Raw genomic sequence first — 22,960 nt, forward strand, 5'->3', positions numbered from 1 at the left:
TGCGTCGTACGCCTCGCGCTCGTAGTGCGACGCCCCATCCACTTCTACGATCAGCTTTGAACCATGACAGTAAAAGTCCGCGATGAACGGTGGATGGGGATGCTGCCGGCGAAACTTGAACCCGTTCAATCGGCGGTTGCGCAGACAGGACCAGAGCTTTGCCTCCGCGGGGGCTTGCTCGTGGCGCATTGAGCGGGCGAAAGCTAAAGCCTCTTCATTGAGTGCGGGCTTGCGAAGAAAGTCCACTTCTGTAACCCCGCCCCTCACCCCTGCCCTCTCCCGGAGGGAGAGGGGGGAAGGTTCTAGAAGAAGCGACGCTTCGCCCACGTCCTTACACGTCCAGATTCTTCACTTCCAGCGCATGCTCCTCGATGAACTGCCGACGGCGTTCGACGTCTTCGCCCATCAGCACGCTGAACATGCGTTCGGCCTCGGCGGCTTCGTGGAGGGTGACGCGGAGGAGGACACGGACCGACGGGTCGAGCGTGGTTTCCCAGAGTTGGTCGGCATTCATCTCGCCCAGCCCCTTGAAGCGCTTCACCTCGACGCCGTGCTTGGCGATGCGGTGGATTTCGGGCAACACCTGACCCACGCCGGCGACCTCGGCGAACTTGTCGTCGTTCAGCAACGCGTAGCGGGTCGCAAGCTTTTCGCCGCTGACGGATTCTTCTTGGGTTAAGAAGTAGTCGTCGATCGGCAGGTTCAGCTTTTCCAGCTCGATGAAGATCTTCTCCAGGTCACGCACCTCATGCAGTTCCTGGTTCTTCTGCAGGCGTTGCGGCACGGCCTTACCATTGGTTTTTGGCGCCGGGATGGTGAGGTCGGTCGGCAGCGTCTCCGCCTTCGGAAGCAGGTCGTTGGCCTGCAGGAAGCCGTCGCGATCGGCGATCGTGTGGAAGAAGTGGTCCTCGCCGTCGGCGATCACGCGGAACAGCGGCAGCTTGCCCTCGGGGTTGCGCTTCGACAGGAAGTCGGCGAAGTCGATGCCGCGCCGCTGGACGACCTTCACCAGTTCCTCGAGTTTCGCCAGCAGTTCCAGCACCTTCACCAGCTGCGGCCCTTCGATGCGCGACGTCTCTACCATGGTCTCGCTGTCGCGAATGATCAGGCTCGTGCCTTCCAACCCAAGCGAGGTGTAGATCTCGCGCATCCGGCGGTCGTTCAGCACGTACTCGACCTTCTTGCGACGCGAGACTTGGTACAGCGGTGGCTGGGCCACGTAGACGCGCCCCGCACGGATGAGCTCGGGCATGTGGCGGAAGAAGAACGTCAGCAGCAGCGTGCGAATGTGCGAGCCGTCGACGTCGGCGTCGGTCATAATGATGATCTTGCCGTACCGGCGCTTCTCGAGGTTGAAATCATCCCGAATGCCGCAGCCCAAAGCGCTGATGATCGTGCGGATTTCCTCGTGGCCCAGCATCTTCACAAGGTTGGCCTTCTCGACGTTCAGCAGCTTACCGCGCAGGGCCAGAATGGCCTGCACGTTGCTGTCGCGCCCTTGCTTGGCGCTGCCACCGGCCGAATCACCTTCGACCAGGAACAGCTCGGTCTCCTCGTTGCTCTTGCTGCGGCAGTCGGCCAGCTTGCCGGGCAAACTGTTGCCCTCCAGGCTGCTCTTGCGGCGGGTCAGCTCGCGCGCCTTACGGGCGGCCTCGCGCGCTTCCGCAGCGAGCATGCCCTTTTCGAAGATCGTCTTGGCTTCCTTGGGGTTCTCTTCCAGGAACGACGCCAGCCGTTCGTTCACGGCCTGCATGACGAACGACTCCACTTCCACGTTCAGCAGCTTGTCCTTCGTCTGGCTTTCAAACGACGGCTCGGGCAGCTTCACGCTGACCACCGCCACCAAACCTTCGCGCAAGTCGTCACCGCTGGGGCGGCTTTCCTTCAGCCAGCCCTTGGCCTCGGCGTAGCGGTTGATGGTGCCGGTAAGCGCGGTCTTGAAGCCGCTGGCGTGCGTGCCACCGTCGTGGTTGTTGATGTTGTTGGCGAACGTGAGGATCGTCTCGCTGTAGCCGTCGTTGTACTGCATGGCCACTTCGACGACGAGCTTCTGGACCGGGTCTTCCTTGTGGAAGCCGATGATGCTCGACATGGTCGTCTTGCCCTCGTTCAGGAAGGCGACGTATTCGACGAGGCCCTTCTCGAACCGGTAGACGTCCTTCTTCCCGACGCGCTCGTCCTCGTAAATGATCTCGACGCCGGCGTTCAAAAACGCCAGCTCGCGCAAGCGCGTGCCGAGCGTTTCGTGGATGAAGTTGACATCGGGGAAGAGCGTGGGGTCGGGCTTGAAGGTCACCTGCGTGCCGGTGCGCTGCGTTTTGCCGATGACGGTGAGGTCTTTGCTCTTGATGCCGCGCTCGTACTCCATGTGATGGACCTGACCATCACGGCTGACCTCGATCTCCATCCATTCGCTGACGAAGTTGACGACCGACGCGCCCACGCCGTGCAGGCCACCGCTGGTCTTGTAGGCCGACTCGTCGCCATGGTCGAACTTGCCACCGGCGCCAAGCGTGGAGAAGACGACCTCAACCGTGGGAATTTTCTCGGTCGGGTGGATGCCCACCGGCACACCACGGCCATCGTCGAGCACGGTGCAGGAACCGTCGGCGTTGATCTTCACGTGGACGTTCTTCGCAAAGCCGGCCAGGGCCTCGTCGATCGAGTTGTCGACGATCTCGTAGACCAGGTGGTGCAGGCCGCGTGCGTTGTAGCCACCGATGTACATGCCGGGCCGGGTGCGGACGTGTTCGACGTCGTTCAGCACGCGGATCATGGACTCGGAATAGACCCCGTCCCCACCGGTGGGCAAGGGGACGACAGTTCCATCGGTAGCGGGGTTCGGCGTGGGTTGCGACATGCGGTTTCGTTTCTCCTGGCAAGCTCGTCAGCAGGCACCCAAATCGCAAGACAATCACGCGAAAATCGGGTCGTCCCCTCGGCCCGTCGGCGGGCTTTATCTGACCCTTATATTATGGCGATTGGCGGTCCGATTTCCATTGTTGCGGCGGTTTGGGGGAGGATTGATTTTCCGCTCTGGAAGGTGAATTTTGCGGCGTTTGCCATGGCCGGCAAATCGGGTCGTTTCACCACTTGATCCCTTTCCCCTTGCGACCTTTCATTGACCATGCCACCATGGCCCGCCGTGCGTCGTAAGTCCCGATTTGTCGCCGTCCTGTTGCTGGCCTGCATGGCCGCTGCGCCCACCACCCGGCCGGATGTGGCGGGGCTGATTGACAATCTCGCCAACCGCGACCCCATGGTCCGCGCCACGGCGACAAAGCAACTTCAGGAGATCGGCCCACCGGCGCGCGAGCAACTTCTGGTGGCGACGCAGGACTTGGACCCGGAAACCCGCGCCCGGGCGGCGGCGATTTTGGCGGGCATGTCGCTGGCCAGGCCGGGCGATCTGCCACAGGTGCGGGCGCGGCTCGAGCAGTACCGCAAGGCCGAGCCCTCGGAACGGCAAAGCATCATCGAACGCCTGGCCCGCCCGGGCGACGTGACGGCGGCGACGGTGCTGATGCGCATCCTCGCTGAGGCCACGAGCGAGGAGGACCGCTGGGCCGCCAGCAACGCGCTGATATCGCCGCCGTCCCCCTACCGGCTCAACGCCGACGTGCAGCGCAGCATTCGCGAGTTGGACACCACCGGCCGCAATGTGCCGTTGCTGGTGGCGGTGGGCATCGCGTGGCAGGGGCGCGATTCGACACGGTCGAACGCGATCCTGCGCCGCGCCGTCGACATCGCCGCCGAGCGCGGCGCGCCGGCGGACGAGGAAGTGCTGTCGGTGCTCGATTCGCTGCTGGACCACGCGATGATGGCCGCCACCTACGACGACGCGGCCCACCTGCTGCGCACGCAGATCAGCCTGGGCATGCCGTACATCCCGGGTCGCCCGTCACCGGCCGTCGAACTGCTGGGCCTGCATGCAGCCGTCGGACCGTTGGACGGCATCGCCGGTGATGTGCGCTCGCTGAACCGCCAGCAACGAACCGGCCCCCACGCGCTCTACGCCGTCGCCCATTTGCTGCAGCGCAGCCGTCGACCCCTGCTGGCTGAGGGGGTGGCGCTGATCGCATCGCAGGTGGGCGAGCAGACGCCGACGCGCCGTCTGGAGGTGGGCCAGCTGCTGTCCTCGCACCGCCACGACCGCTGGGCCCGCCGTGAGCTGACGCGGGCGCTGGAACGATCGCCCGACGCCGACGAGTACGATGGTCAGTCGATCGACGCGGCGATGCGGCTGGCGCTGATCGCGATCGACCGTCTCGCCTATTCCCGCGCCGCCGAGTTGCTCGATCAAGCCATCGAAGAGCTGCCGGCCGGGTCGCGCATGGTGCGCACCGATCGCACGGGCCGCCAACAGTGGGTGGACGTCGACCAGCTTCGCGTGGAGGCCGCCTACAACCGCCTGCGCGCCGCGCGGCTGGCGGGCGACGCCGCGGGGGTGAAGCAGCAGCTGGACGAGCTGATGCGCCTTCCGCTGGACGACATGGACATCGTCTGCGACCTGCTGCCGGTGCTGCGCAAGCACAAGCGTGACGCCGAGGCACAGGACCTGTTCGACCGGCTGTACGCGGTCTACAAGTCGGCTCTGGACCTCGACCCCGAGCACCCCGAATACCTGAACAACGTCGCCTGGTTCTGCGCCCGCAGCGGCGAGCGGCCGCAGGAAGGCGTGGAACTGGCGACGAAGGCCATCGCGACCGACAAAGACAACGGCGCCTACCTCGACACCGCCGCCGAGGCCCACTTCCGCGTCGGCAACCCCGCCGAAGCGGTGCGGCTGGAACGCCGGGCGCTGGAACTGCGCCCAAACGACCGATTCATGTGGGGCCAACTGCGGCGGTTCGAACGGGGTTTAGCGCAGAATCCCCAGTAATCGCTGCGACCGTGGCATGGGCGTCTCGCCCATGCTCGCAGAGAGGCCAGAAGATAAGATTTGATTCAGCGGTTTGGTCAGCGCGGCATCCACTAAATCGGATTTCCCATTGCAGTCCGCACGCATGGGCGAGACGCCCATGCCACGGTTAAACGTTCACGCCCCCGCCCGCTTGTGCCTATACTTCGAAACGTGCTGCGCCTCACCCGACAGGTTCGCTTTGCGATCAACGCGACGCCCGACGATCAGCGGTCGCACGCGCCCGCGAACTCGCACGCGGGGTACCCGGCGCTGACCGGGCTCGGTTACCACTTCGCGCTGGACGTCACCCTGGTCGGCGAGCCGGACCCTAAGAGCCAATACCTGCGCAACATCAAGGACATCGACACCGTCGTCCGCGACCGCGGGATCGACATCGTCGAGCGCCATGTTGCGCGTGGCACGTTTGGCGGCGGTGGGCGTGTGGTGGCCGAGTTGTTTACCAAGATGGCGGACGCATGGCCGGGCAGCAGGCTGGCGTCGATTGAGTTGTCGCTAAGCCCCTTCCTCTCGCTTTGCGCCGCGGCGCCGGAGTTACACATGGTCCGACTCAGCCAGCGATTCGAGTTTTCCGCGACACATCGCCTGCACAACCCGACGTTGTCGGACGACGACAATCGCCGCACGTTCGGCAAGTGCAACAACCCGCTCGGCCACGGGCACAACTACGAGGTGCAGGTGACCGTGGCGGCCGAGCCGGACGCAGCGGGCAAAGTGGTCGACGTGACGGCGATGCAGCGAACGGTTGCGCAGCACGTGATTGACCGCTTCGACCACAAGAACCTCAACGCCGAGGTGCCGGAGTTCGCGTCGACCATCCCCAGTGTCGAGAACATCGCCAAGGCGGCCTACGGCCTGCTGAAGCCGCACTTCGCGACGCCGGTAAAACTGGTATCCGTGACCATTTGGGAAACGCCCAAGACGTGGTGCGAGTACAGCGAGTAGCGACCGCCCCTTGGCCACGCATTAAGACGGGCACGCGGCCGCCCCACCCCTGTTGATCGATGGCACTGCCGGAACAAGCGGGCGATAACGTCGAACGGCTATCGCTTGGGGCTAGCCACGGGCTCGATCAGGCGGTCGCCGAACCGCGTGTTATCAGTCAAGAACGGACACCGCCGATTGATCGTTTCGCTGCGGGCGAGCAGCTTGTCGGATAGCGCCCGAAGCGCTTTCACCTCTCGCCGTAACCGCTCGAGTTGAAGATCGTCGCCCTCCCACTCTTGAGGGTGTTGTTGATCCATGATGCATCCATTATACCCGCGCATTCCTACCACGGCACACAAATTTAGCAATTAACGATTACGCTGTGGTTGCGAATGGCTAACAGAACCACAAAGTTTACATCTGAAGCTGATGCACGTTCAGGCACGTGTGAACGTTTTTGAGTTGGCCAGTAGGCCTACTTCTTCATCGGCATGTCCGCCGGCGCGGAGTTGTGCAGCGCCACCGTGACGGTCGTGCCGACCCCGACCTTCGACCGAAGGCTCAGCGCCCCACCGAGCCCGGCGACGGCGTGCTTTACGATCGCCAGGCCCAGCCCGGTGCCGCGACCGGCGCTGCCGCTGCGGGCGGGGTCGACCTGGTAGAAGCGCTCGAAAACGCGCTCCACATGTTCGGGGGGAATGCCAATGCCGGTGTCGATCACCGAGATGCGCGTCTCGTCACCGCTCTGGCGAAACTCGAGCGTCACGCTGCCGCCGGGCGGCGTGAACTTGATGCTGTTCTCGACCAGGTTCTTCAGCACCAGGTTCAACAGGCGCTCGTCGGTCTCGAACGCTGCCGGCGTGTCGGGCGAGTCGGCCAGCTTCAGCTCGACCAGCTTTTCCCGCGCGAACGCGCCCAGCCCGGAACGCAGCAGCGTGAACACGTCGACCGTCTTCACGCGCTGCAACTGCGGCTTGAGGTCGGGGCTTTCCACGCGCGACAGATCGAGCAGATCGCGCAGCATCTCCTCGAGCCGGTTCAGGTGCCCCTCGATGATGTTGATGCAGCGCATCGTCTGCTTGGCGTCGTCGTCGTACACCTCGCGCAGCGTCTCGAACGCCATCTTGATGGCGGCCAGGGGCGTGCGCAGCTCGTGGCTGGCGTTGGCGACGAAGTCGGTCTTCATCTGCACGGTTGCGCTGAGCTGCGTGATGTCGCGCAACACCAGCAGCACGCCCCCACCGGCCGTGCGTGTGGCGAAGGCCTGGAAGGTCAACCGCTGGCCGGAGCGCATGAGCTGCATCGTCCGCTGAACTGACCGCGACACCGCCAGCGCGGCCGTCAGTTCCTCACTGGCGGGCAAGGGGTCGTGGGCGTTCTGGATCGCGGCGTCGAAGAGCTCGACGATCGCGTTGTCGTGAACCACCGCCACCAACTGCATGCCGCGCGCCATGTCGACCGCCACGCTCAGCAGCTGCGATGCCGGCTGGTTGATGAGCACGATGCGGCCGGTGGCGTCGGTGGTGATGATGGAATCGGGCAGCGTGTCGACGAGCGTCTGCAGGTCGGCCCGCTGCATGCGCAGGCCGCTCAACTGCGTTCGCACCTGCCGCGCCAGGTCGTTCAACCGCCCGGCCATCTGCTGTAGTTCGGGCGCGCCCTGCGGCGCGGCGCGCAGCTTCCAGTCGCCCTCGGTCAGCTGATCCATCGCGCGGTTCAGTTCGTCGACGGGCCGCGTCCAGCGGATGTGCCGCCACGCGAACCAGATCCCGGTGACAACGAGGCCGACGATGATGGCCGTCAGCCAATACGCGCTCTCGGTAAACCCCTGCCGCCGTTCGTACGCCGCCACGGCACGCAACGCGCCGCCGCACACGAGCGAGACGATGACGAAGAACAGGAGTTGTCGAAACACCGACGATCGCGCGTTCATGGAGACCACATCCTAGCGAAGTGATAGTGAAATGCGTGGTTGCGCCACATTTCCTGGCCCCCGGTAGAAGGCTAGGTGCAGCCTCGCCGATCAGATACGGCGCCCAAACGACCAAGTTGTCATTCCGATGGGAGCCTCAGGCGACCTGAGGGATCTCGAACACGTACGGTTCGCGGCCATGGGAGATGGGTCAGGTCGGCAAGCCTCCCATCGGGATGACACGTCACTGATCAACGCAGGGGTTTTGCCGCCCCTTACTCCTCCGCGTCCGGCGACTCCTGCAACCGGTAACCAACACCGCGGACGGTGTGAACCATCCAGCTGGCGACACCGAGCTTCTTGCGGATGGCGGTGATGTGCACGTCGATCGCGCGATCGGTGACGAACACGTCGGTACCCATGGCCTTGTCCATCAGCTGGTCGCGCGTCAGCACGCGCCCGCGAGCGGTCACCAGGGCGCTGATGAGCTTGAACTCGGTCAGCGTCAGTTTGATGCTCTCGCCGTTCACCGTCACGTCGTGCTTGCTCGTGTCGATCGTCAGCGGCCCGGCCTTCAGGATGGCCCCCTCGGCGATCGGTTGATTGGCGGTCTCCGTCCGGCGGAAGACGGCGCTCATGCGGGCCAGGAGAATCTTCGGGCTGGCGGGCTTGGTCACGTAATCGTCTGCGCCCAGCGTGAGGCCGACGACCACGTCGGTCTCTTCCGCCTTGGCGGTCAGCATGATGATCGGGATGCCGGCCGTGCGCGGGTCGCTCTTCAGGCGGCGCGTGACCTCGGTGCCGTCCAGGCCGGGCAGCATCAGGTCCAGCAGCAGCATGTCGGGCAGCTCGCGCTGCGCGATCTCGACGGCCTGCAGACCGTTGCCGCTGGAGAGCACGTCGTACCCGTTGCGCTGCAGGTTGTAGGTGATGAGTTCGAGGATGTCCTTCTCGTCGTCCACGACCAGAACGGTCTTCTTGCCACTGCCGCGCGAGGCATGAGCCGATCCAACGGCCGCTGGGGCATGGGCGTTGGCGCGGGACGGTTCGGATGGACGGGAATCGGCGCTGCGCATCGTGGATAAGCTCCCGGAAAACCTGGGCCGGAACGAGTAGGATGGGCTGACGGTCGAACTGGTCATCCGTGTCATGCCCGCACAGCGTCGTCGCGGGCCGCGCATCGTCAACAACTTAACAAGGGCTTAGCGCACTCTGAAGACGAGGCTTACGCGCCACCACCGGCGTTGCGGAATGTGCGGATTGTACCCTTGATCTGCCGAGATTCGCGATCAATCATTTGCAACAGATGAAGATCTACACGAAAACCGGGGACGACGGAACGACGGGCCTGATCGGTGGCGACCGCGTGCGCAAGTGCGACCCGCGCATCGAGTGCTACGGCACGGTCGATGAACTGAACGCCGCCATCGGCATGGCAATGGTGACCGCCACCGGTGAGCAACACGGTCACATGGCGGCGATCCAGAACGACCTGTTCGTCATCGGATCGCATTTGGCGATGCCGGAGGTGGGCGCCAAGTCGAGCCACCTGCCAGCGCTGGACGACGCGATCATCGCGAGGCTGGAGATGCAGATCGACGCCGCCGACGCCGCCCTGCCACCGCTGCGCAACTTCATCCTGCCCGGTGGTGGTGAGACGGCAGCCCGGCTGCACCTGGCCCGCACGATCTGCCGCCGGGCCGAGCGGCTGTTGGTCGACTTCGCGCTGGACCGCCCCGTGCCGGGATTGATCGTCACCTACATGAACCGTTTGAGCGATTGGCTGTTCGTGCAGGCCCGGCTGGCGAACCAATCGGCCGGCATCGCCGACGTGCCCTGGCGCCCGTGATCCTGTTCTAACGCTCAATTTCCTCTCACCCGTCGCCTCAGTCACGCGCATTTTCTGCCGATGGACCTAACTAGTGGCGCAATCCCGTTACCAGGGGTGCAGCCACGTTTGTTATCGGTCCTTCAGAATGCAACCTGGCGATCTTTATCACCTGCTGGCCATCGTGATGTTGCTGGCGGCATCGGTCTGTGCCATTCAGATACGAGCCCAACGCCCCGACGCCGCGGCGAAGCGGCGGGTGGACTTTTGCCTGGGGATGCTCTGCCTGATTGCATGGCTAGGCGTGGTCGCCAGCGATCTGCTGCCGTCACGATTAAGCTGGTCGGATTCGTTGCCGCTTCACATTTGCGACTTCGCCGGGATATTTGCGGCGTTGTCGTTACTGACCAACTGGCGGTGGGCGAGGTCGCTGTCGTTGTTCGTGGGCTTGGGATTGTCGGCGCTGGCGTTCGTATGGCCGGTGGTGACGAAGGGACCGTGGCGGCCAGACTATTGGGTGTATTTCGGTGGCCACGGCGCGATCGTGCTGGCGGCGATCTACGACCTGACGGCACGCGGTTTCCGCACCACCGCGGCCGACCTGCGCGTCGCTGTCACGTCGATCCCGATCTACGCGATCATCGTTGTGCCCCTGGATGCAGGGCTGGGCGTCAACTACGGCTATCTCGGAGATGTCTCGACCAGCGCGCGGCCCATTTTCGAGGCGTTTGGGCCGTGGCCGTACCGCATTCCCTCCCTGCTGCTGGTCGCGGCGAGCATTATGTGCGGCCTGCACCTGCTGACGAAGGTACGACGTGCCCAACCGTGGCAGACCGCCCCCGAACCGGTCACCGCGACGACCGGCCGACCCTCACGCGCGCGCTCGCCGCTACCCTACGTCGTCACAGCGCCCGGTCCCGCCTGGCGTGGCCACGGGGCTGGCGCTGATCGCCTTTCCTGAACGCATCCAGCAGCGATAGGCGATTCCAAGGTTTACATCCGAGGTTCGCACGGCATCGGACAAACCCCGAACGCTCCCAAGTCTTGATCCACGCGCCCATTTCGTTTGCAATATCTCCTGCAACCGGAGACGGATTTCCGGCGTATGATCTCACCAGGAGTCCCAACCGAATGCCATTGCTCGACAAAGTTCACACGCCGGCGGATCTGCGGAAGCTGTCCCTCACGGAACTGCCGGTCTTGGCGAGCGAACTGCGCGAGCGCATCATCGCGGCCGTCAGCACCAACGGCGGGCATCTGGCATCGAACCTCGGCGTGGTCGAACTGACGATCGCGCTGCATTACTGCTACCAGTTCGGCCCCTATCCGACCGGCCCAGACCGGCTGCTGTTCGACGTGGGTCACCAGTGCTACCCGCACAAAATGCTCACCGGCCGGGCGAACGATTTCACGAAATTGCGAAAGAAGGGGCACGTTAGCGGGTTCCCGAACCCGGATGAAAGCCCCTACGACCTGTTCGCGGTGGGCCACGCCGGCACCGCCATCAGCACCGCCGTCGGCATGGCGCGGGGTGATGCGGCCGCGGGCAGACGCAACCACGTGGTCGCGGTGGTGGGCGACGCATCGATCGTCAACGGGTTGGCGTTCGAAGGGCTGAACAACGCCGGCACGCTCAAGCGGCAGATGCTGATCATCCTGAACGACAACGGCATGAGCATCAGCTCGCCCCAAGGCGCGTTCAGCGAGTACCTCGAGCGCGTGCGCGTCAGCACGACCTACGAAGAATTCAAGCGGTTCAGCGAAAAGCTCGTGCACGCGCTGCCGAACCCCATCGGGCACCCGATCGAGCAGGCGTGGAACGCGCTCTGTTCCGGCGTGAAGGGCGCCATGTGGGCCGGGCAGATGTTCGAGGCCATGGGCATTAAATACATGGGCCCGATCGACGGCCACGACCTGCCGGGGCTGGTCAACTTCCTGTCCGAGATCAAGCACGTCGACAAGCCGGTGCTGCTCCACGTAAAGACCAAGAAGGGCCAGGGTTACGAGATTGCCCTGAACGAGCCGACGCGATTCCACAGCCCCGCGAGTTTCCAGGTGAACGGCTGCCGGGTGGAGATGAAGGCCGGCGGGGGCAAGTCGTGGACGACCGCGTTCGCCGACGCCATGATCGAGCTGGCCAACACCGATTCGCGCGTCGTCGCGCTGACGGCCGCCATGCCCGACGGCACGGGCATGAGCAAGTTCCAGAAGTCGCACCCGACCCGCTACATCGACACCGGCATCTGCGAATCGCATTTGGTTGCAATGGCCGCCGGCATGGCCAAGGCGGGCCAGCGACCGGTGGCGGCGATCTATTCGACGTTCATCCAGCGGGCGTTCGACCAGGTGTGGCAGGAAGTGGTGTTGAACGGCCTGCCGGTCGTGTTCGCGATGGACCGGGCCGGCTTCGTCGGCGACGACGGGGCCGTGCATCACGGGTTCTGCGATCAATCGTTCCTGCGCCCGCTGCCTGGTATGGTCCTGATGGCGCCCAGCGACGAGGCGGAACTGAACCGCGCCCTGCGGCTGGCCATGTCCCTCGACACCGCCAGCGCCCTGCGCTACCCGCGCGATAACGTGCCGGCGTGCAACTTCGAGGCGATCGTCGACCAGTCGCTCGCCGGCTTGGCCACCGCCGAATGGAAGCTGGGCCACAGCCGCACGCTGCGCGACTTCGACGAGCCGGATGCCACCTTGATCGTCTACGGCGCCCTGATGGAAAGCGCCCTCGCCGCCGCCGACGCGCTGCTGCTGGAGGGGTTGAACGTGCGCCTGATCGACGCGCGCTTCTGCAAGCCCTTGGACGCCGCGATGCTCTCTCGCGTCCTGCGCGACGGCCACCCGGTGCTGACGATCGAAGACCACAGCCTCCAAAACGGCTTCGGCACCGCCGTGCTCGAACACGCGATCGCGAACCACCTGTCGACTGATTCGATCACCCGCCTCGGCATGCCCGACCGGCTAATCAGCCACGCGACGCGGCAAGAGCAGTTGACGGAGATTGGCTTGGACCCCGCGGGCATCGCCCGCAGCGTCCGTGAGGTCTTGCAGACGAGTCGCCCAGCCGCGTCACGGCTGTTCACCTGATGCAGTATGCAGAATCCGCTGCGCCCTTCATCCGACGACAGCTTCGGTCGCAGTAGATCGGTTACCGGTTCCATACGCATCGACTCGATCCGTTTGGAAACGCTTACGCGCGATTCTCGATGAGGCTCACCTGCCACGTAACAAAGCACTCCTCAAGGGTTTCCCCGTACGATAAGTCGCGCATCTCATGGGTTACCCTCAATTTATCGCTGCCAGCGGAGTCGTCGCTGCTGCTTAGAAATGCGGCGTGAGAAAGCCAGAAACGCGTCGCATGCTAGAATGATGCGCGATGCGATGACCAGAAACTGATGCTGGGTGATTCGGCACGTCTTTTGTTAATGAACGTTACCAGCTGCACATTGAAAATACGGTGCCTTACTCATCGAAGCCTAACACGGGCCGAAGATAAGTAGCCTGTCGAGGATCAATAAAATACTCGCAGTGGATTGTTGAGCTGATAGCCTGAGTGAACATCTGAGAGATTGCGATGGGGCTCGCTGGAGTGATCAATGGGCATTCGTGAGTTCACGGAGTCTCGACGGGGTAAGCAAAGTGCTGCGTTGCTGCTGGTTGTTGCGATCGGCATCCTGTTGGTGTCGATCCGGGGCAACCTGGGCCAAAGTGAGGCGGCGTCAACTTCACGGACCGGCTATTTCATCTGCACCGAGACTGGGAAGACCTTCCAGTACCAACTCAGCGAAGGTGACACGGTCCCGGTGATGTCGCCCTACAGCGGTTCGAAAACTGGAATCATGGGAGAGCTCTGTTACTGGAACGTGGACGGGTCGATTGGGGAAACTCCTACGGTCGTGTTGCACAACAGTGACGCACGCAAAGCAGGCCCCACCTTCTGTCCCACATGTGATCGGTTGGTGGCCAAAGACAACCCGCCGCCAGTTCCGAATTATGCACCCGTTAAACGATCCGAGTATAGGGCTAACTGACGCGCAACTAAGGGACAGCAAAATGAAGACTTCACTTAACGGACGAGCCGCCGGCTTCACGCTGGTAGAGTTGCTGGTCGTTATCGGGATCATCGCACTCCTGATCTCGATCCTCCTGCCGTCATTGAACAAGGCGCGTGCCGCGGCCAACACAGTCGCATGCTTGGCAAACCTTCGATCGCTCGGCCAAGCGATGGCGATATACTCTACGGAGAACAAGGGGGCGATCCCTGGGTCGCCTCACACGACCGGACGCAACCTTTGGCGGGTGACTGGAACTGCATATTCCAATACCTTCCTTTGGAACACGAACCCGGGCCCTGCCTTGGAGTTTTTCGATTTTTATGGTCCACTGGCATCCCTGACCGGCACCAAGCTGCCAGCTCGTACGAACAATGGGGAACGCTGGAACGACTATCGGCAGGTCAAGTCCTTTCGTTGCCCCTCAGCTGCCGACATGCTTTCGATCTCAGGTAGCGGCACTTATGATGTCGGCGCAGGACCGGTGAACACCTACGTCAGTGCATTAAGCTTCATGCTCATGCCTTATGCCAGCATGCCCAGCGCGTCGTTCAACGGCTCAACCAGTGACATGAACGGCCGACTCCGCATGAACGACGCGCCGTATTGGGTTCTACCGGGCGGCTATTCACCCAAAGTCAGCAAAGTCGGACCGGCTTCTCGTAAGGTTTATATTGCTGATGGGCTGCGCGTGTATCGATACAATCGTCCGCCCACCTACTACTTGTTCACCGACCAAGACTATACGAATTCGAACTTCACGGACTACGGACCGTTCTGGGGCTTTAGTCGCTCATGGGACCGCCAGGTATATCTTGGCACCCAGAACGGCTATGACGGACGTGTCCTATCGTTCCGGCACGGCACGACGAAATCCGGCCAGAAGGCAGGCGTATATCGTATGAATATGGTCTTCTTCGATGGTCATGCAGAGAATATGGCGGAGATGGACGCCTGCAATCCGGAAATGTGGGTGCCACGCGGTACAACAATGTCCAACACTTCTGCGGGCACGGGTGGCGTGAATTACATCGCGGCTGACGTTAAGGTTCACTATAATATGCCAACCAACTGGACGGCCCCCTAGTAAACAAGGGGTCGCTGCCACAACTTTTCGATCGAATCAAAGGTCCAGTCCGGAAGGATTGGACCTTTGCTTTTCTTCCCCTGCGGCTCCGGTACTATCTCCAGCACGATGCAATCCGACACCTACGAATCCCCCCTCGCCTCCCGCAACGCCAGTCCCGAGATGCTCCGCCTCTTCTCCCCCCGCTACAAGTTCGGCCTGTGGCGGCGGCTGTGGGTGGAACTGGCTAAAGGGGAACGGGAACTGGGGCTCGAGCGCATCTCGGTTGAGGCGATTGGCCAGATGGAGGCCCATCTCGATGACATCGACTTCGACCTGGCGGCCAAATGGGAGAAGCGGCTTCGCCATGACGTGATGGCGCACGTGCACACGTTTGAGGAAGTCGCCCCGGCGGCCAAAGGATTGATTCACCTGGGGGCCACCTCGCAGTACGTCGTGGACAACGCCGATCTCATCATCATGCGCGAGGGCCTGCGCCTGCTGGCCGGCAAGCTGGCGGCGGCGATCGATGCGCTGGCGACGTTTGCGGTGCAGTGGAAGGATTTGCCGACGCTGGGGTACACGCACTACCAGCCGGCGCAGCTGACGACCGTCGGCAAGCGGGCGACGCTGTGGGCGCAAGATCTCGTGCTGGACCTGGAGGAATTCGAACACCGCATCGAATCGCTCGCGTTCCGCGGCGTGAAGGGGACGACCGGCACGCAGGCGTCGTTTTTGTCGCTGTTCGATGGGGACCACGCCAAGTGCGATGCGCTCGATCGGCGGGTGACCGAGCGCTTCGGCTTCAAGAAGTCGTTCGACGTCACCGGGCAAACCTACCCGCGCAAGGTCGATGCGTTCATCGTCAGCGCGCTCGCCGGCGCGGCGGCCAGCGTGCACAAGTTCGCCAACGACGTTCGGCTGCTGGCGGGCATGAAGCAGGTCGAGGAACCATTCGAGGCCGAGCAGGTCGGGAGCAGCGCGATGGCGTACAAGCGCAACCCCATGCGTTGCGAACGCGCGACCGGTTTGGCGCGGTTCGTCATCACGCTGGCCAGCAGCCCGCTGCAGACTGCCGCCGAGCAGTGGTTCGAGCGCACGCTGGACGATTCGTCGAACAAACGGCTGAGCATCCCCGAGGCGTTCCTGGCGCTCGACGGCTGCCTGCAGATCGTCATCAACGTCGCGCGCGGCTTGGTCGTCTACCCGAAGACGATCGAGAACGCCGTGATGGCCGAGCTACCCTTTATGGCGACCGAAGAGATCCTGATGGCCGCGGTGCGCGCCGGTGGTGATCGTCAGGAACTGCACGAGGTCATCCGCCAGCACTCGCAGGCCGCGGCCCAGCAGGTGAAGCAACACGGTAAGCCCAACGACCTGATGGACCGCCTAGGCAACGAACCGGCCTTCAAGTCGATCAACCTCAGCCAAGTGCTGGCGCCGGCGGCATACGTGGGCCGGGCGCCGCAACAGGTGGAGCGGTTCGTGGAGACCGTCGTCGGTCCGATCCGCGACCGCTACCGCGCCAGCCTCGGTCAGACCCCGACGCTGAAGGTGTGATGCCGGCAATGTTTGGACAATGCGGCGTGTTCGTGTGGGTTTCGGGGCATGGGAAGCTCGAATCGAAAGCAGCACGTGCAAGGCGCATGCATTTCGTAAGGAATGTTACATCCCCTGCGTATGTTCCCGCCCGATAACTCGCGACTGTTGCACGAGATTATTTAGCATTCAATTCATCTTGCGATAGGACCGCACAAACCACCTATTTACCCAAGAAAAACAATGAATTTTGCAGTTGTTGATGGGCCAGGTTAGGGGTAGATTCCGTAGCGTTAGCCGTCAGGCTATGAAGTGGGTAGAGGCGGGTAGATCTTCATTTCGCGTTGCGATCGAAGTTTTACTTAGCATGCGTCGGAACGTTGGACGCTTGAACCGCTACGGGAATGCGGTTGGAGCGAGGTGTCGCGGTAAGGTGAGACCTACCGCACGACACATCCATTTCCGCGTGGCATGCGTAGCGTCGGCAGATGCCAGCCTCGACACGAAGCGATGGCGACTTGCGATGATGGGATATCGTCGGGGTCGCGTGTGCGTCAGTGGGTATATTCGGCCGGTTTGTTTGACCTGTCCCGAATCGTCTGACGCCATTGGCTTGTTTCGGTGAATGTATTGTAAATCGTGTTATCGATGTTCTGGTGCGACGTCCCAATGGTTGTGACGGCGCATCAGTCCGATAAAGGGGAAAAGATGCCTGTTGTTTCCAAGTCTGTGTCTGTTGCTTCGTTGAACCGCGCGGCGTTGGTCGCCGTCGCGTTGATCGCCTCGCCCCTGTCGGCGGCGACGACCATCACCGGTCTGACCGTGACGAACCTGTCGGGTACATCGTCGAGCCAGAACGGTGTCGATGGTAATGGCGCGCCGATCACCGGTGGCATTTCGGGTGAGAACGAATACGACCTGAACTACACCGGCGACATCCGCCGGGTCGATTCGATCATCGCCGGTGGGCTGAGCTATCAGCCCGGCATGTCGGCGACCCATGTCTACCGCCGCACGGCGACGCCCGACACCGATATCGTCTTCTTCCGTGGCAATGGCAACGCGTCCAGTCCGTCGCTCGACCTGTACGGTGAAGAGGCCCAGAGCCTGGCCGACATGTTCTCCGGCAACAACCTGAACGTCGGCGTCGACAACATGTTCGCCAACCGTGCTGACGCGAACTCGAACTTCAGCAACATCGAACGCGTCGACTTCGTCTTCGCCAACGGCATCTCGGTCAACACGGGCCGTGGCTTTGCCGTGATCGAGCGCGGCAACAAGGGCGATCACGACGAGTTCGGCATCGTGGCGATCACCGGCATCGATCAGGATGGCAACCCGACGTCGTTCGGGTCGATCCTGAACTTCGGCCTGGGCAACTGGGGCAACACCGACCTGAGCGAAAAGCAGGACTACATCGTCCTTCGCCGCGATAACTACGAGGGCTCCGACGCCGAGTTCGCCCCCAGCGCGGTTGTCCGCAACTCGCTCGGTGGCGTGTTCGTGTCGCTGACCGACCTGGCCCAGCTGGGTTCGACCATCTACGGGTTCGCGCTGGTCGGCGGTGACGTCACCGGTTCGGGCACCGAACTGGTCGACTGGACCAACCCGAACGTCTTCCCGACGGACACGCTGCAGGACAACACCAACTACGACTCGAACGGCGTCAAGATCAACCGCAGCCCCGGTGGTCTTGATCCGACCGGCACGCTCGCGTTCCTATACGAGAGCCCGACGGCCGTCCCCGAACCCGCCGCGATGGGCATAATCGCCCTGGCCGCCGGTGTGCTGGGCTTCGGTCGTCGCCGCAGCGCCAAGTAACTAAGCGGGCGACCAATGGGTCGTTCGAAGATCCTCATCGTTCAACGCCTGCTGTGGTCTATCCAAGACCGCAGCAGGCGTTCTTGTTTTGCCCATGCTCATCTGGCGCAGCATCGTCGTTCTGAAAAAGAGCGACGACCAGGCAAGCCCAGCCCGATAACACCCGCACTTTTTGCATAAATCGCCCGGCTTCGCTTTCGGATGTGCCCACCGTGCGCATATAATCGCGCGGAACCGGGCCAACCTGCCGCGCTGTACATGCAAAGAAACCAACCCGCGTCATCCTGATCGCGTTAAGCGAGTGGCCCGATTCTGCCGAAGAAATCGATTGCCCGGCCTCCTCATTGCCCGCTTGGGGCAGGTTGCGCTCTCGGTCTGATAACTTTTGCACTGAAAGCGAAGACGCATGCCCCGTGACATCCCCGTTGGTAATGGCAAGCTGCTGGTCACCTTCGACCACCAGTACCAGATCCGCGATTTCTACTTCCCCCACGTCGGTCAGGAGAACCACGCCGGCGCCGGGCCGTGCCGATTTGGTGTCCACAGCGACGTGCCGGGCACGGGCAAGGAACAGCTCTCCTGGACCAGCGACGGCTCGTGGATCGTCCGCCAGCGCTACCTGCGCGACACGCTGACCACCAGCGTCAGCCTCGAGCATCGCGGCATGAAGTTGGCGATGTATTGCAACGATGTCGTCGACTTCCACCGCAACATCCTGATCCGCAAGATCAAGGTCAAGAACCTGACGAGCAACGAGCGCGTGGTGCGCATCATGCACCACCAGGACTTCAACATGTGGGGCACGAAGATCGGCGACACCGCCTACTTCGATCCCGAGCTGCGCTCGATGGTCCACTACCGCGGCAAGCGGTACATCAGCGTGACGTTCTACAGCCAGGGCGAGCAGCGCATCGACGAGTACGCCACCGGCACCAGTGGCTTCCACGGCGCCGAGGGCACCTGGCGCGACGCCGAGGACGGCCACCTGCAGGGCAACGCGATCGCGCAGGGCGCGGTCGACAGCACGATCAGCCATCACGTGAACCTTGAGCCCGACGGCGAGCGCACGATCTACATGGCCTTCACCGCCGCCGAGAGCCGCGAGGAGCTGATCGAGCTGCACAAGTGGCTCGTGAAGATGGGCCCGCAAGGCGTCATCGACCGCACGGGCAGCTACTGGCGTCTGTGGGTGGGTGGCACGAACATCAACTTCGGCAATTTGCCGGCGAAGGTCGTGGAACTGTTCAAGCGCAGCCTGCTCGTGCTGCGCACGCAGATCGACAACGGTGGCGCGATCATCGCGGCCAACGATTCGGACATCATGCAGTTCTCCCGCGACACGTATTCCTATATGTGGCCGCGCGACGGTGCGCTTGTCGCTGACTCGCTTGATCTGGCCGGCTTCCCCGACGTGGCGCGCGGGTTCTACAGTTTCTGCCAGCGCGTGATCACCGACGAGGGCTACTTCTATCACAAGTACAACCCCGACGGTTCGCCGGCGTCCAGTTGGCACCCCTGGGTGATGAAGGGCCAGCGGGCGATGCCCATTCAGGAGGACGAGACCGCGCTGGTCGTCTGGGCGATGTGGCGGCACTACTACCGCTACCGGGACATCGAGTTCATCCGCCCGCTCTGGGTCGACGTGGTCCAGAAGGCCGCCGACTTTATGTGCAAGTATCGCGACGAGCGCACGGGCCTGCCTTTGCCGTCGTACGACCTTTGGGAAGAGCGCTGGGGCGTGCATGCCTTCACCGTCGCCACGGTCTACGGCGGCCTGAAAGCCGCCCGCAACTTCGCCGTCTGCTTTGGTGACCGCGAGCGTGCCGAGAAGTACGCCAAGGCCGCCGGTGAGATTAAGGCGGGCGCCGCAAAGTATTTGTTTAGTGAGAAGCTCGACCGCTTCGTTCGCCGGCTGGTGCCGAAGGACAGCCCGACGCCCCCCACCAACGCCACGCAGAACGGCGACACGCCATACGCCGAGAAGGTGCCGCTGTCGCACGACGAGGCGATCGGCGAGTTCTACGAGGTGGACGAGGTGATTGACGCCTCGCTCTACAGCATCTTCAAGTTCCACCTGTTCGAGGCCGACGACCCGCGCGTCGTCAGCACGATGACGCAGGTCGAGCAGAAACTGTGGGTGAAGACGCGCGTGGGCGGCGTGGCGCGCTACGAGAACGACTACTACCACCGCATCAGCAACGACATCGCCGCCGTGCCGGGGAACCCGTGGTTCATCTGCACGCTGTGGCTGGCCGACTACTTCATCACGCGCGCCCAGAACGCCGCCGACCTGAAGCTGGCGTTGCCCATCTTCGAGTGGACCGCCGGCCACAGTTTGGAATCCGGCGTGCTGGCCGAACAGGTGAACCCGTACACGAACGAGCCGATCAGCGTGTCGCCGTTAACGTGGAGCCACGCGACCGTCGTCAGCACCGCCATCAAGTACCTCGAGAAGCTCGAGAGCCTGCAGCTGTGCGACACCTGTCACCAACCCGTCTACCGCCTGCGCCGCCCCGGCCCGGTGGAGGTGAAATCGCAGGCGACCTTCGACCGGTTGGAAGCCGAGTTCGAGAACGTCGAGAGCCGCGAGACGATGAGCCCCATCGGCCACTTCCAGCGCGTCGACCCGCGCAGCAAGCAGCCGATGAAGGCCACGCTCGCGATCGACATAAGGGACTGCATCGGCTGCGACGTCTGCGTCGCCAACTGCGAGCCCGGCGTGCTGAAAATGGTCGACGGCAAGGCACTGATCGACCTAAGGCACCTCAACAAGTGCGATTTGAACGGCCAATGCGTCGAGGTCTGCCCGACCGACGTCGTGTCGCTGAAACTGCAACCCGCCAACGACCCTAACGCCGCGCCGACGGTGCTGAACAACGCCGAGGCAGAGCTGGCGTGACGGGCACGCGAGGTGCCGGAGGGCCGTTCGGGGTAATAGCGGCCGCCCGATGACGTTGGCCCCAGCGCGCGTTCACGCGCGCCGCATCCTCGCGACATCGCCGAACGGCGCGACGTGAACGTCGGCCTCGCGCCGTCGTAGCTCGGCCAGCAGGTGCTCGTGGCGCTCGTTTGCCAGCGACAGCCACCCCCCGCCGATACCGTGGAAGACGTAGATCAGCCAATCGCCGCGCGCGATGGCGTCGTCGATGTAGCCGATGATCGTCTCCTGTGGCGTGGCGTCGGTCACGCCGCGGCCGGCGAAGAACTTCTCGCGATGTGCGGGCACATCATCCGGCACGCCACCCCCTCGGCACGCTGCGAACATACGTGCGGTGGCACGGCGATAGCTGGTGCGTTCAGGACCCACCCAACTTACCCCGCACGGAAACGCGAACGACCGTGACCCTGCCGGGACCGGCACGATCGCGTCCAAGTCCTTTTCGGCGTCCACCAGTTCCTGTTCGATCTGGGCCAGTGAGTACGCCTCGCTCGCCCGCGGGTTCGGCGGTTGTCCAGGTTTCTGCGGGCACGGGTGGTACTGCGTATGGTTGCCCAACTCGTGCCCGCTGGCCGCCGCTTGCCGCCATTCGTCGGCCCGTTGGGAAATGCACTCGCCCGACCGCGTGTTGATGAAGAACGTGCCACGAAAGCCGGCGCGATTGAGTTGTGGGATCGCGTGGTCCAACTGTGCGTGCATGGCGTCGTCGTACGTCAAACTGACTGCGGCGCGCTTGCCGGCGAAACGGTTTGGTGGTGTCATACGTCCGCTAAGAATGCTCGCAACGGCCGACGGATACAATCGCCATGGACGGATCCACGCCCACTACACCACGCGACCCCGCGAAACTGCTTACGCTACAGTTGACCGGCACCGACCCGCGCGCGTGGGGCGCTCAACACGGCGAGGCATTCGCCAGCGAGATTCGCGAACTGGCGGCGATTCGTTCGGACCTATTGGCGACCGCGCTGCGCGGCTGGACGACCGCGCAGGTCGAGCGGCTGTGCGACGATCACTTGCACACGCTGGCCACGCGTTACCCGGCGACCTTGGCGGAACTGGAAGGCATCGGCGCCGGATCCGGCACGTCGCTGCGTGAGCTGATCATCCTGAACGGATACACGGATCTGCGCGACTTCTCCGCGAGCGACCGACCCGCAGTCGAGGACGGTTGCTCGGCGATGGCGATCAAGGGCCCCCACATCAACTTCGCGGCTCAGACGTGGGACATGCACGCATCGGCCGAGCCGTTCACCCTACTGCTCGACCTTCCCAACGCCACCGTGCCCGCACGGGTGCTGACCCTAACCGGCTGCCTCGGCCTGTGCGGTGTGAACGCGGCCGGCGTCAGCGTGATGATTAATAACTTCCATTGCCGCCAGACGAACCGCGGTGGCATTGTCTGGCCCGGCCTGGTGCGGCAAATGCTCGACCAGCGCACCGCTCACGCCGCGGTCGCGACGCTGAAGGCCAACCTGCCCAGTTCGGGCCATAACTACCTGGTCAGCGATCGAGATGAGGCATTCAACATCGAGACGACCGGATTGCGGCACGAGCAGACCGGTCACGTCGCGCGCGAGATGGTCGCCGCCATCGGCCACACGAACCACTTCGTTGGCGCACTGAATTCCGAGGAGATTGTCGCTCGCCGGAGCACGTCGACCGACGCGCGCCTGGCCGCGCTCGACGCGTTCTTCGCCGACCATCCCGCCGCCGAGGTAACGGGGACCGTCGCCAGGGCCGCTTTCTTCGAAGCGGGCGCCTTATGCGACTGCGTTTGCTTTCCGAAGCCCCAGGACCCCGCCGCCGCCTGCACCTGCGGCGGCATCGCGGTCGATTACGCCACGGGGACGGCGATGGCGTTCAGAGGGCTTTACGACAAAGCGCACGCGATCGAGTGGCGATTCTAGCGATGGTTCCCGCACGTACGCAGAAAACGGGACGGGTCACCCGTCC

The 22,960-nt window shown here is 63.3% G+C and carries 15 protein-coding genes; 10 read left to right on the plus strand and 5 right to left on the minus strand.

The features are described 5' to 3' along the window. Positions 1–331: 331 nt before the first annotated feature. Positions 332–2,860: a DNA gyrase subunit B gene (locus tag VGN72_02360; GenBank protein HEV7298179.1), complete on the minus strand. Its 2,529-nt coding sequence runs from the start codon at positions 2,858–2,860 to the stop codon at positions 332–334. A gap of 267 nt (positions 2,861–3,127) precedes the next feature. Between VGN72_02360 and VGN72_02365 the strand changes: the two genes are divergently transcribed. Both VGN72_02365 and VGN72_02370 read left to right on the plus strand, forming a co-directional pair. Next, positions 3,128–4,882 (plus strand): hypothetical protein, encoded by a 1,755-nt coding sequence (locus VGN72_02365; GenBank protein HEV7298180.1) that lies wholly within the window; start codon positions 3,128–3,130, stop codon positions 4,880–4,882. 192 nt (positions 4,883–5,074) lie between these two features. Further along, a complete protein-coding gene (locus VGN72_02370; GenBank protein ID HEV7298181.1) occupies positions 5,075–5,866 on the plus strand; it encodes a 6-carboxytetrahydropterin synthase in 792 nt (263 codons plus the stop codon). A gap of 98 nt (positions 5,867–5,964) precedes the next feature. Here the strand turns inward: VGN72_02370 and VGN72_02375 are convergent, their stop codons facing one another. The 3 genes from VGN72_02375 to VGN72_02385 form a co-directional block, all read right to left on the minus strand. Next, entirely contained in the window at positions 5,965–6,165 is a 201-nt protein-coding gene (locus VGN72_02375; GenBank protein ID HEV7298182.1) for a hypothetical protein, read from the minus strand. Between the two features lie 158 nt (positions 6,166–6,323). Further along, positions 6,324–7,781: an ATP-binding protein gene (locus VGN72_02380; GenBank protein HEV7298183.1), complete on the minus strand. Its 1,458-nt coding sequence runs from the start codon at positions 7,779–7,781 to the stop codon at positions 6,324–6,326. 254 nt (positions 7,782–8,035) lie between these two features. Further along, positions 8,036–8,836: a response regulator gene (locus VGN72_02385; GenBank protein ID HEV7298184.1), complete on the minus strand. Its 801-nt coding sequence runs from the start codon at positions 8,834–8,836 to the stop codon at positions 8,036–8,038. A 230-nt stretch (positions 8,837–9,066) separates the two neighbouring features. On the opposite strand from VGN72_02385, the gene VGN72_02390 reads away from it, so the two are divergent. The 7 genes from VGN72_02390 to VGN72_02420 all read left to right on the plus strand — a co-directional run bounded on the left by VGN72_02390 (position 9,067) and on the right by VGN72_02420 (position 20,965). Then, positions 9,067–9,609 carry a cob(I)yrinic acid a,c-diamide adenosyltransferase gene (locus tag VGN72_02390; protein ID HEV7298185.1) on the plus strand — a complete coding sequence of 181 codons (543 nt, stop codon included), beginning with the start codon at positions 9,067–9,069 and terminating at the stop codon, positions 9,607–9,609. Between the two features lie 127 nt (positions 9,610–9,736). Next, positions 9,737–10,549 (plus strand): TIGR02206 family membrane protein, encoded by an 813-nt coding sequence (locus VGN72_02395; GenBank protein ID HEV7298186.1) that lies wholly within the window; start codon positions 9,737–9,739, stop codon positions 10,547–10,549. Positions 10,550–10,719: 170 nt separating this feature from the next. After that, complete coding sequence (gene dxs / locus VGN72_02400; protein HEV7298187.1) at positions 10,720–12,675, plus strand: 1-deoxy-D-xylulose-5-phosphate synthase; 1,956 nt, start codon at positions 10,720–10,722, stop codon at positions 12,673–12,675. A gap of 966 nt (positions 12,676–13,641) precedes the next feature. After that, complete coding sequence (locus VGN72_02405) at positions 13,642–14,727, plus strand: prepilin-type N-terminal cleavage/methylation domain-containing protein (protein ID HEV7298188.1); 1,086 nt, start codon at positions 13,642–13,644, stop codon at positions 14,725–14,727. Between the two features lie 108 nt (positions 14,728–14,835). Then, a complete protein-coding gene (gene purB, locus VGN72_02410; GenBank protein ID HEV7298189.1) occupies positions 14,836–16,266 on the plus strand; it encodes an adenylosuccinate lyase in 1,431 nt (476 codons plus the stop codon). Positions 16,267–16,953: 687 nt separating this feature from the next. Further along, entirely contained in the window at positions 16,954–18,066 is a 1,113-nt protein-coding gene (locus VGN72_02415; protein ID HEV7298190.1) for a PEP-CTERM sorting domain-containing protein, read from the plus strand. 406 nt (positions 18,067–18,472) lie between these two features. Then, the gene (locus VGN72_02420) at positions 18,473–20,965 is read left to right on the plus strand and encodes a glycoside hydrolase family 15 protein (protein HEV7298191.1); all 2,493 of its coding nucleotides are present in this window, start codon (positions 18,473–18,475) and stop codon (positions 20,963–20,965) included. 72 nt (positions 20,966–21,037) lie between these two features. On the opposite strand, the gene VGN72_02425 is transcribed toward VGN72_02420, so the two are convergent. Further along, positions 21,038–21,766: a polysaccharide deacetylase family protein gene (locus tag VGN72_02425; GenBank protein HEV7298192.1), complete on the minus strand. Its 729-nt coding sequence runs from the start codon at positions 21,764–21,766 to the stop codon at positions 21,038–21,040. Between the two features lie 44 nt (positions 21,767–21,810). Between VGN72_02425 and VGN72_02430 the strand changes: the two genes are divergently transcribed. After that, positions 21,811–22,914, plus strand: coding sequence for a C45 family peptidase (locus VGN72_02430; protein ID HEV7298193.1), 1,104 nt, complete (start codon positions 21,811–21,813; stop codon positions 22,912–22,914). The last annotated feature ends 46 nt before the right edge of the window (positions 22,915–22,960 follow it).

It is taken from the genome of Tepidisphaeraceae bacterium (assembly GCA_035998445.1).
In the GTDB taxonomy this organism is placed as follows: Bacteria; Planctomycetota; Phycisphaerae; order Tepidisphaerales; family Tepidisphaeraceae; genus DASYHQ01.

Coding starts and splice junctions, on each gene's coding strand:
- VGN72_02360 (HEV7298179.1), bottom strand. CDS start 2,860: ATGTCGCAACCCACGCCGAACCCCGCTACCGATGGAACTGTCGTCCCC.
- VGN72_02365 (HEV7298180.1), top strand. CDS start 3,128: ATGCCACCATGGCCCGCCGTGCGTCGTAAGTCCCGATTTGTCGCCGTC.
- VGN72_02375 (HEV7298182.1), bottom strand. CDS start 6,165: ATGGATCAACAACACCCTCAAGAGTGGGAGGGCGACGATCTTCAACTC.
- VGN72_02380 (HEV7298183.1), bottom strand. CDS start 7,781: ATGAACGCGCGATCGTCGGTGTTTCGACAACTCCTGTTCTTCGTCATC.
- VGN72_02385 (HEV7298184.1), bottom strand. CDS start 8,836: ATGCGCAGCGCCGATTCCCGTCCATCCGAACCGTCCCGCGCCAACGCC.
- VGN72_02390 (HEV7298185.1), top strand. CDS start 9,067: ATGAAGATCTACACGAAAACCGGGGACGACGGAACGACGGGCCTGATC.
- VGN72_02395 (HEV7298186.1), top strand. CDS start 9,737: ATGCAACCTGGCGATCTTTATCACCTGCTGGCCATCGTGATGTTGCTG.
- dxs (HEV7298187.1), top strand. CDS start 10,720: ATGCCATTGCTCGACAAAGTTCACACGCCGGCGGATCTGCGGAAGCTG.
- VGN72_02405 (HEV7298188.1), top strand. CDS start 13,642: ATGAAGACTTCACTTAACGGACGAGCCGCCGGCTTCACGCTGGTAGAG.
- purB (HEV7298189.1), top strand. CDS start 14,836: ATGCAATCCGACACCTACGAATCCCCCCTCGCCTCCCGCAACGCCAGT.
- VGN72_02415 (HEV7298190.1), top strand. CDS start 16,954: ATGCCTGTTGTTTCCAAGTCTGTGTCTGTTGCTTCGTTGAACCGCGCG.
- VGN72_02420 (HEV7298191.1), top strand. CDS start 18,473: ATGCCCCGTGACATCCCCGTTGGTAATGGCAAGCTGCTGGTCACCTTC.
- VGN72_02425 (HEV7298192.1), bottom strand. CDS start 21,766: ATGACACCACCAAACCGTTTCGCCGGCAAGCGCGCCGCAGTCAGTTTG.
- VGN72_02430 (HEV7298193.1), top strand. CDS start 21,811: ATGGACGGATCCACGCCCACTACACCACGCGACCCCGCGAAACTGCTT.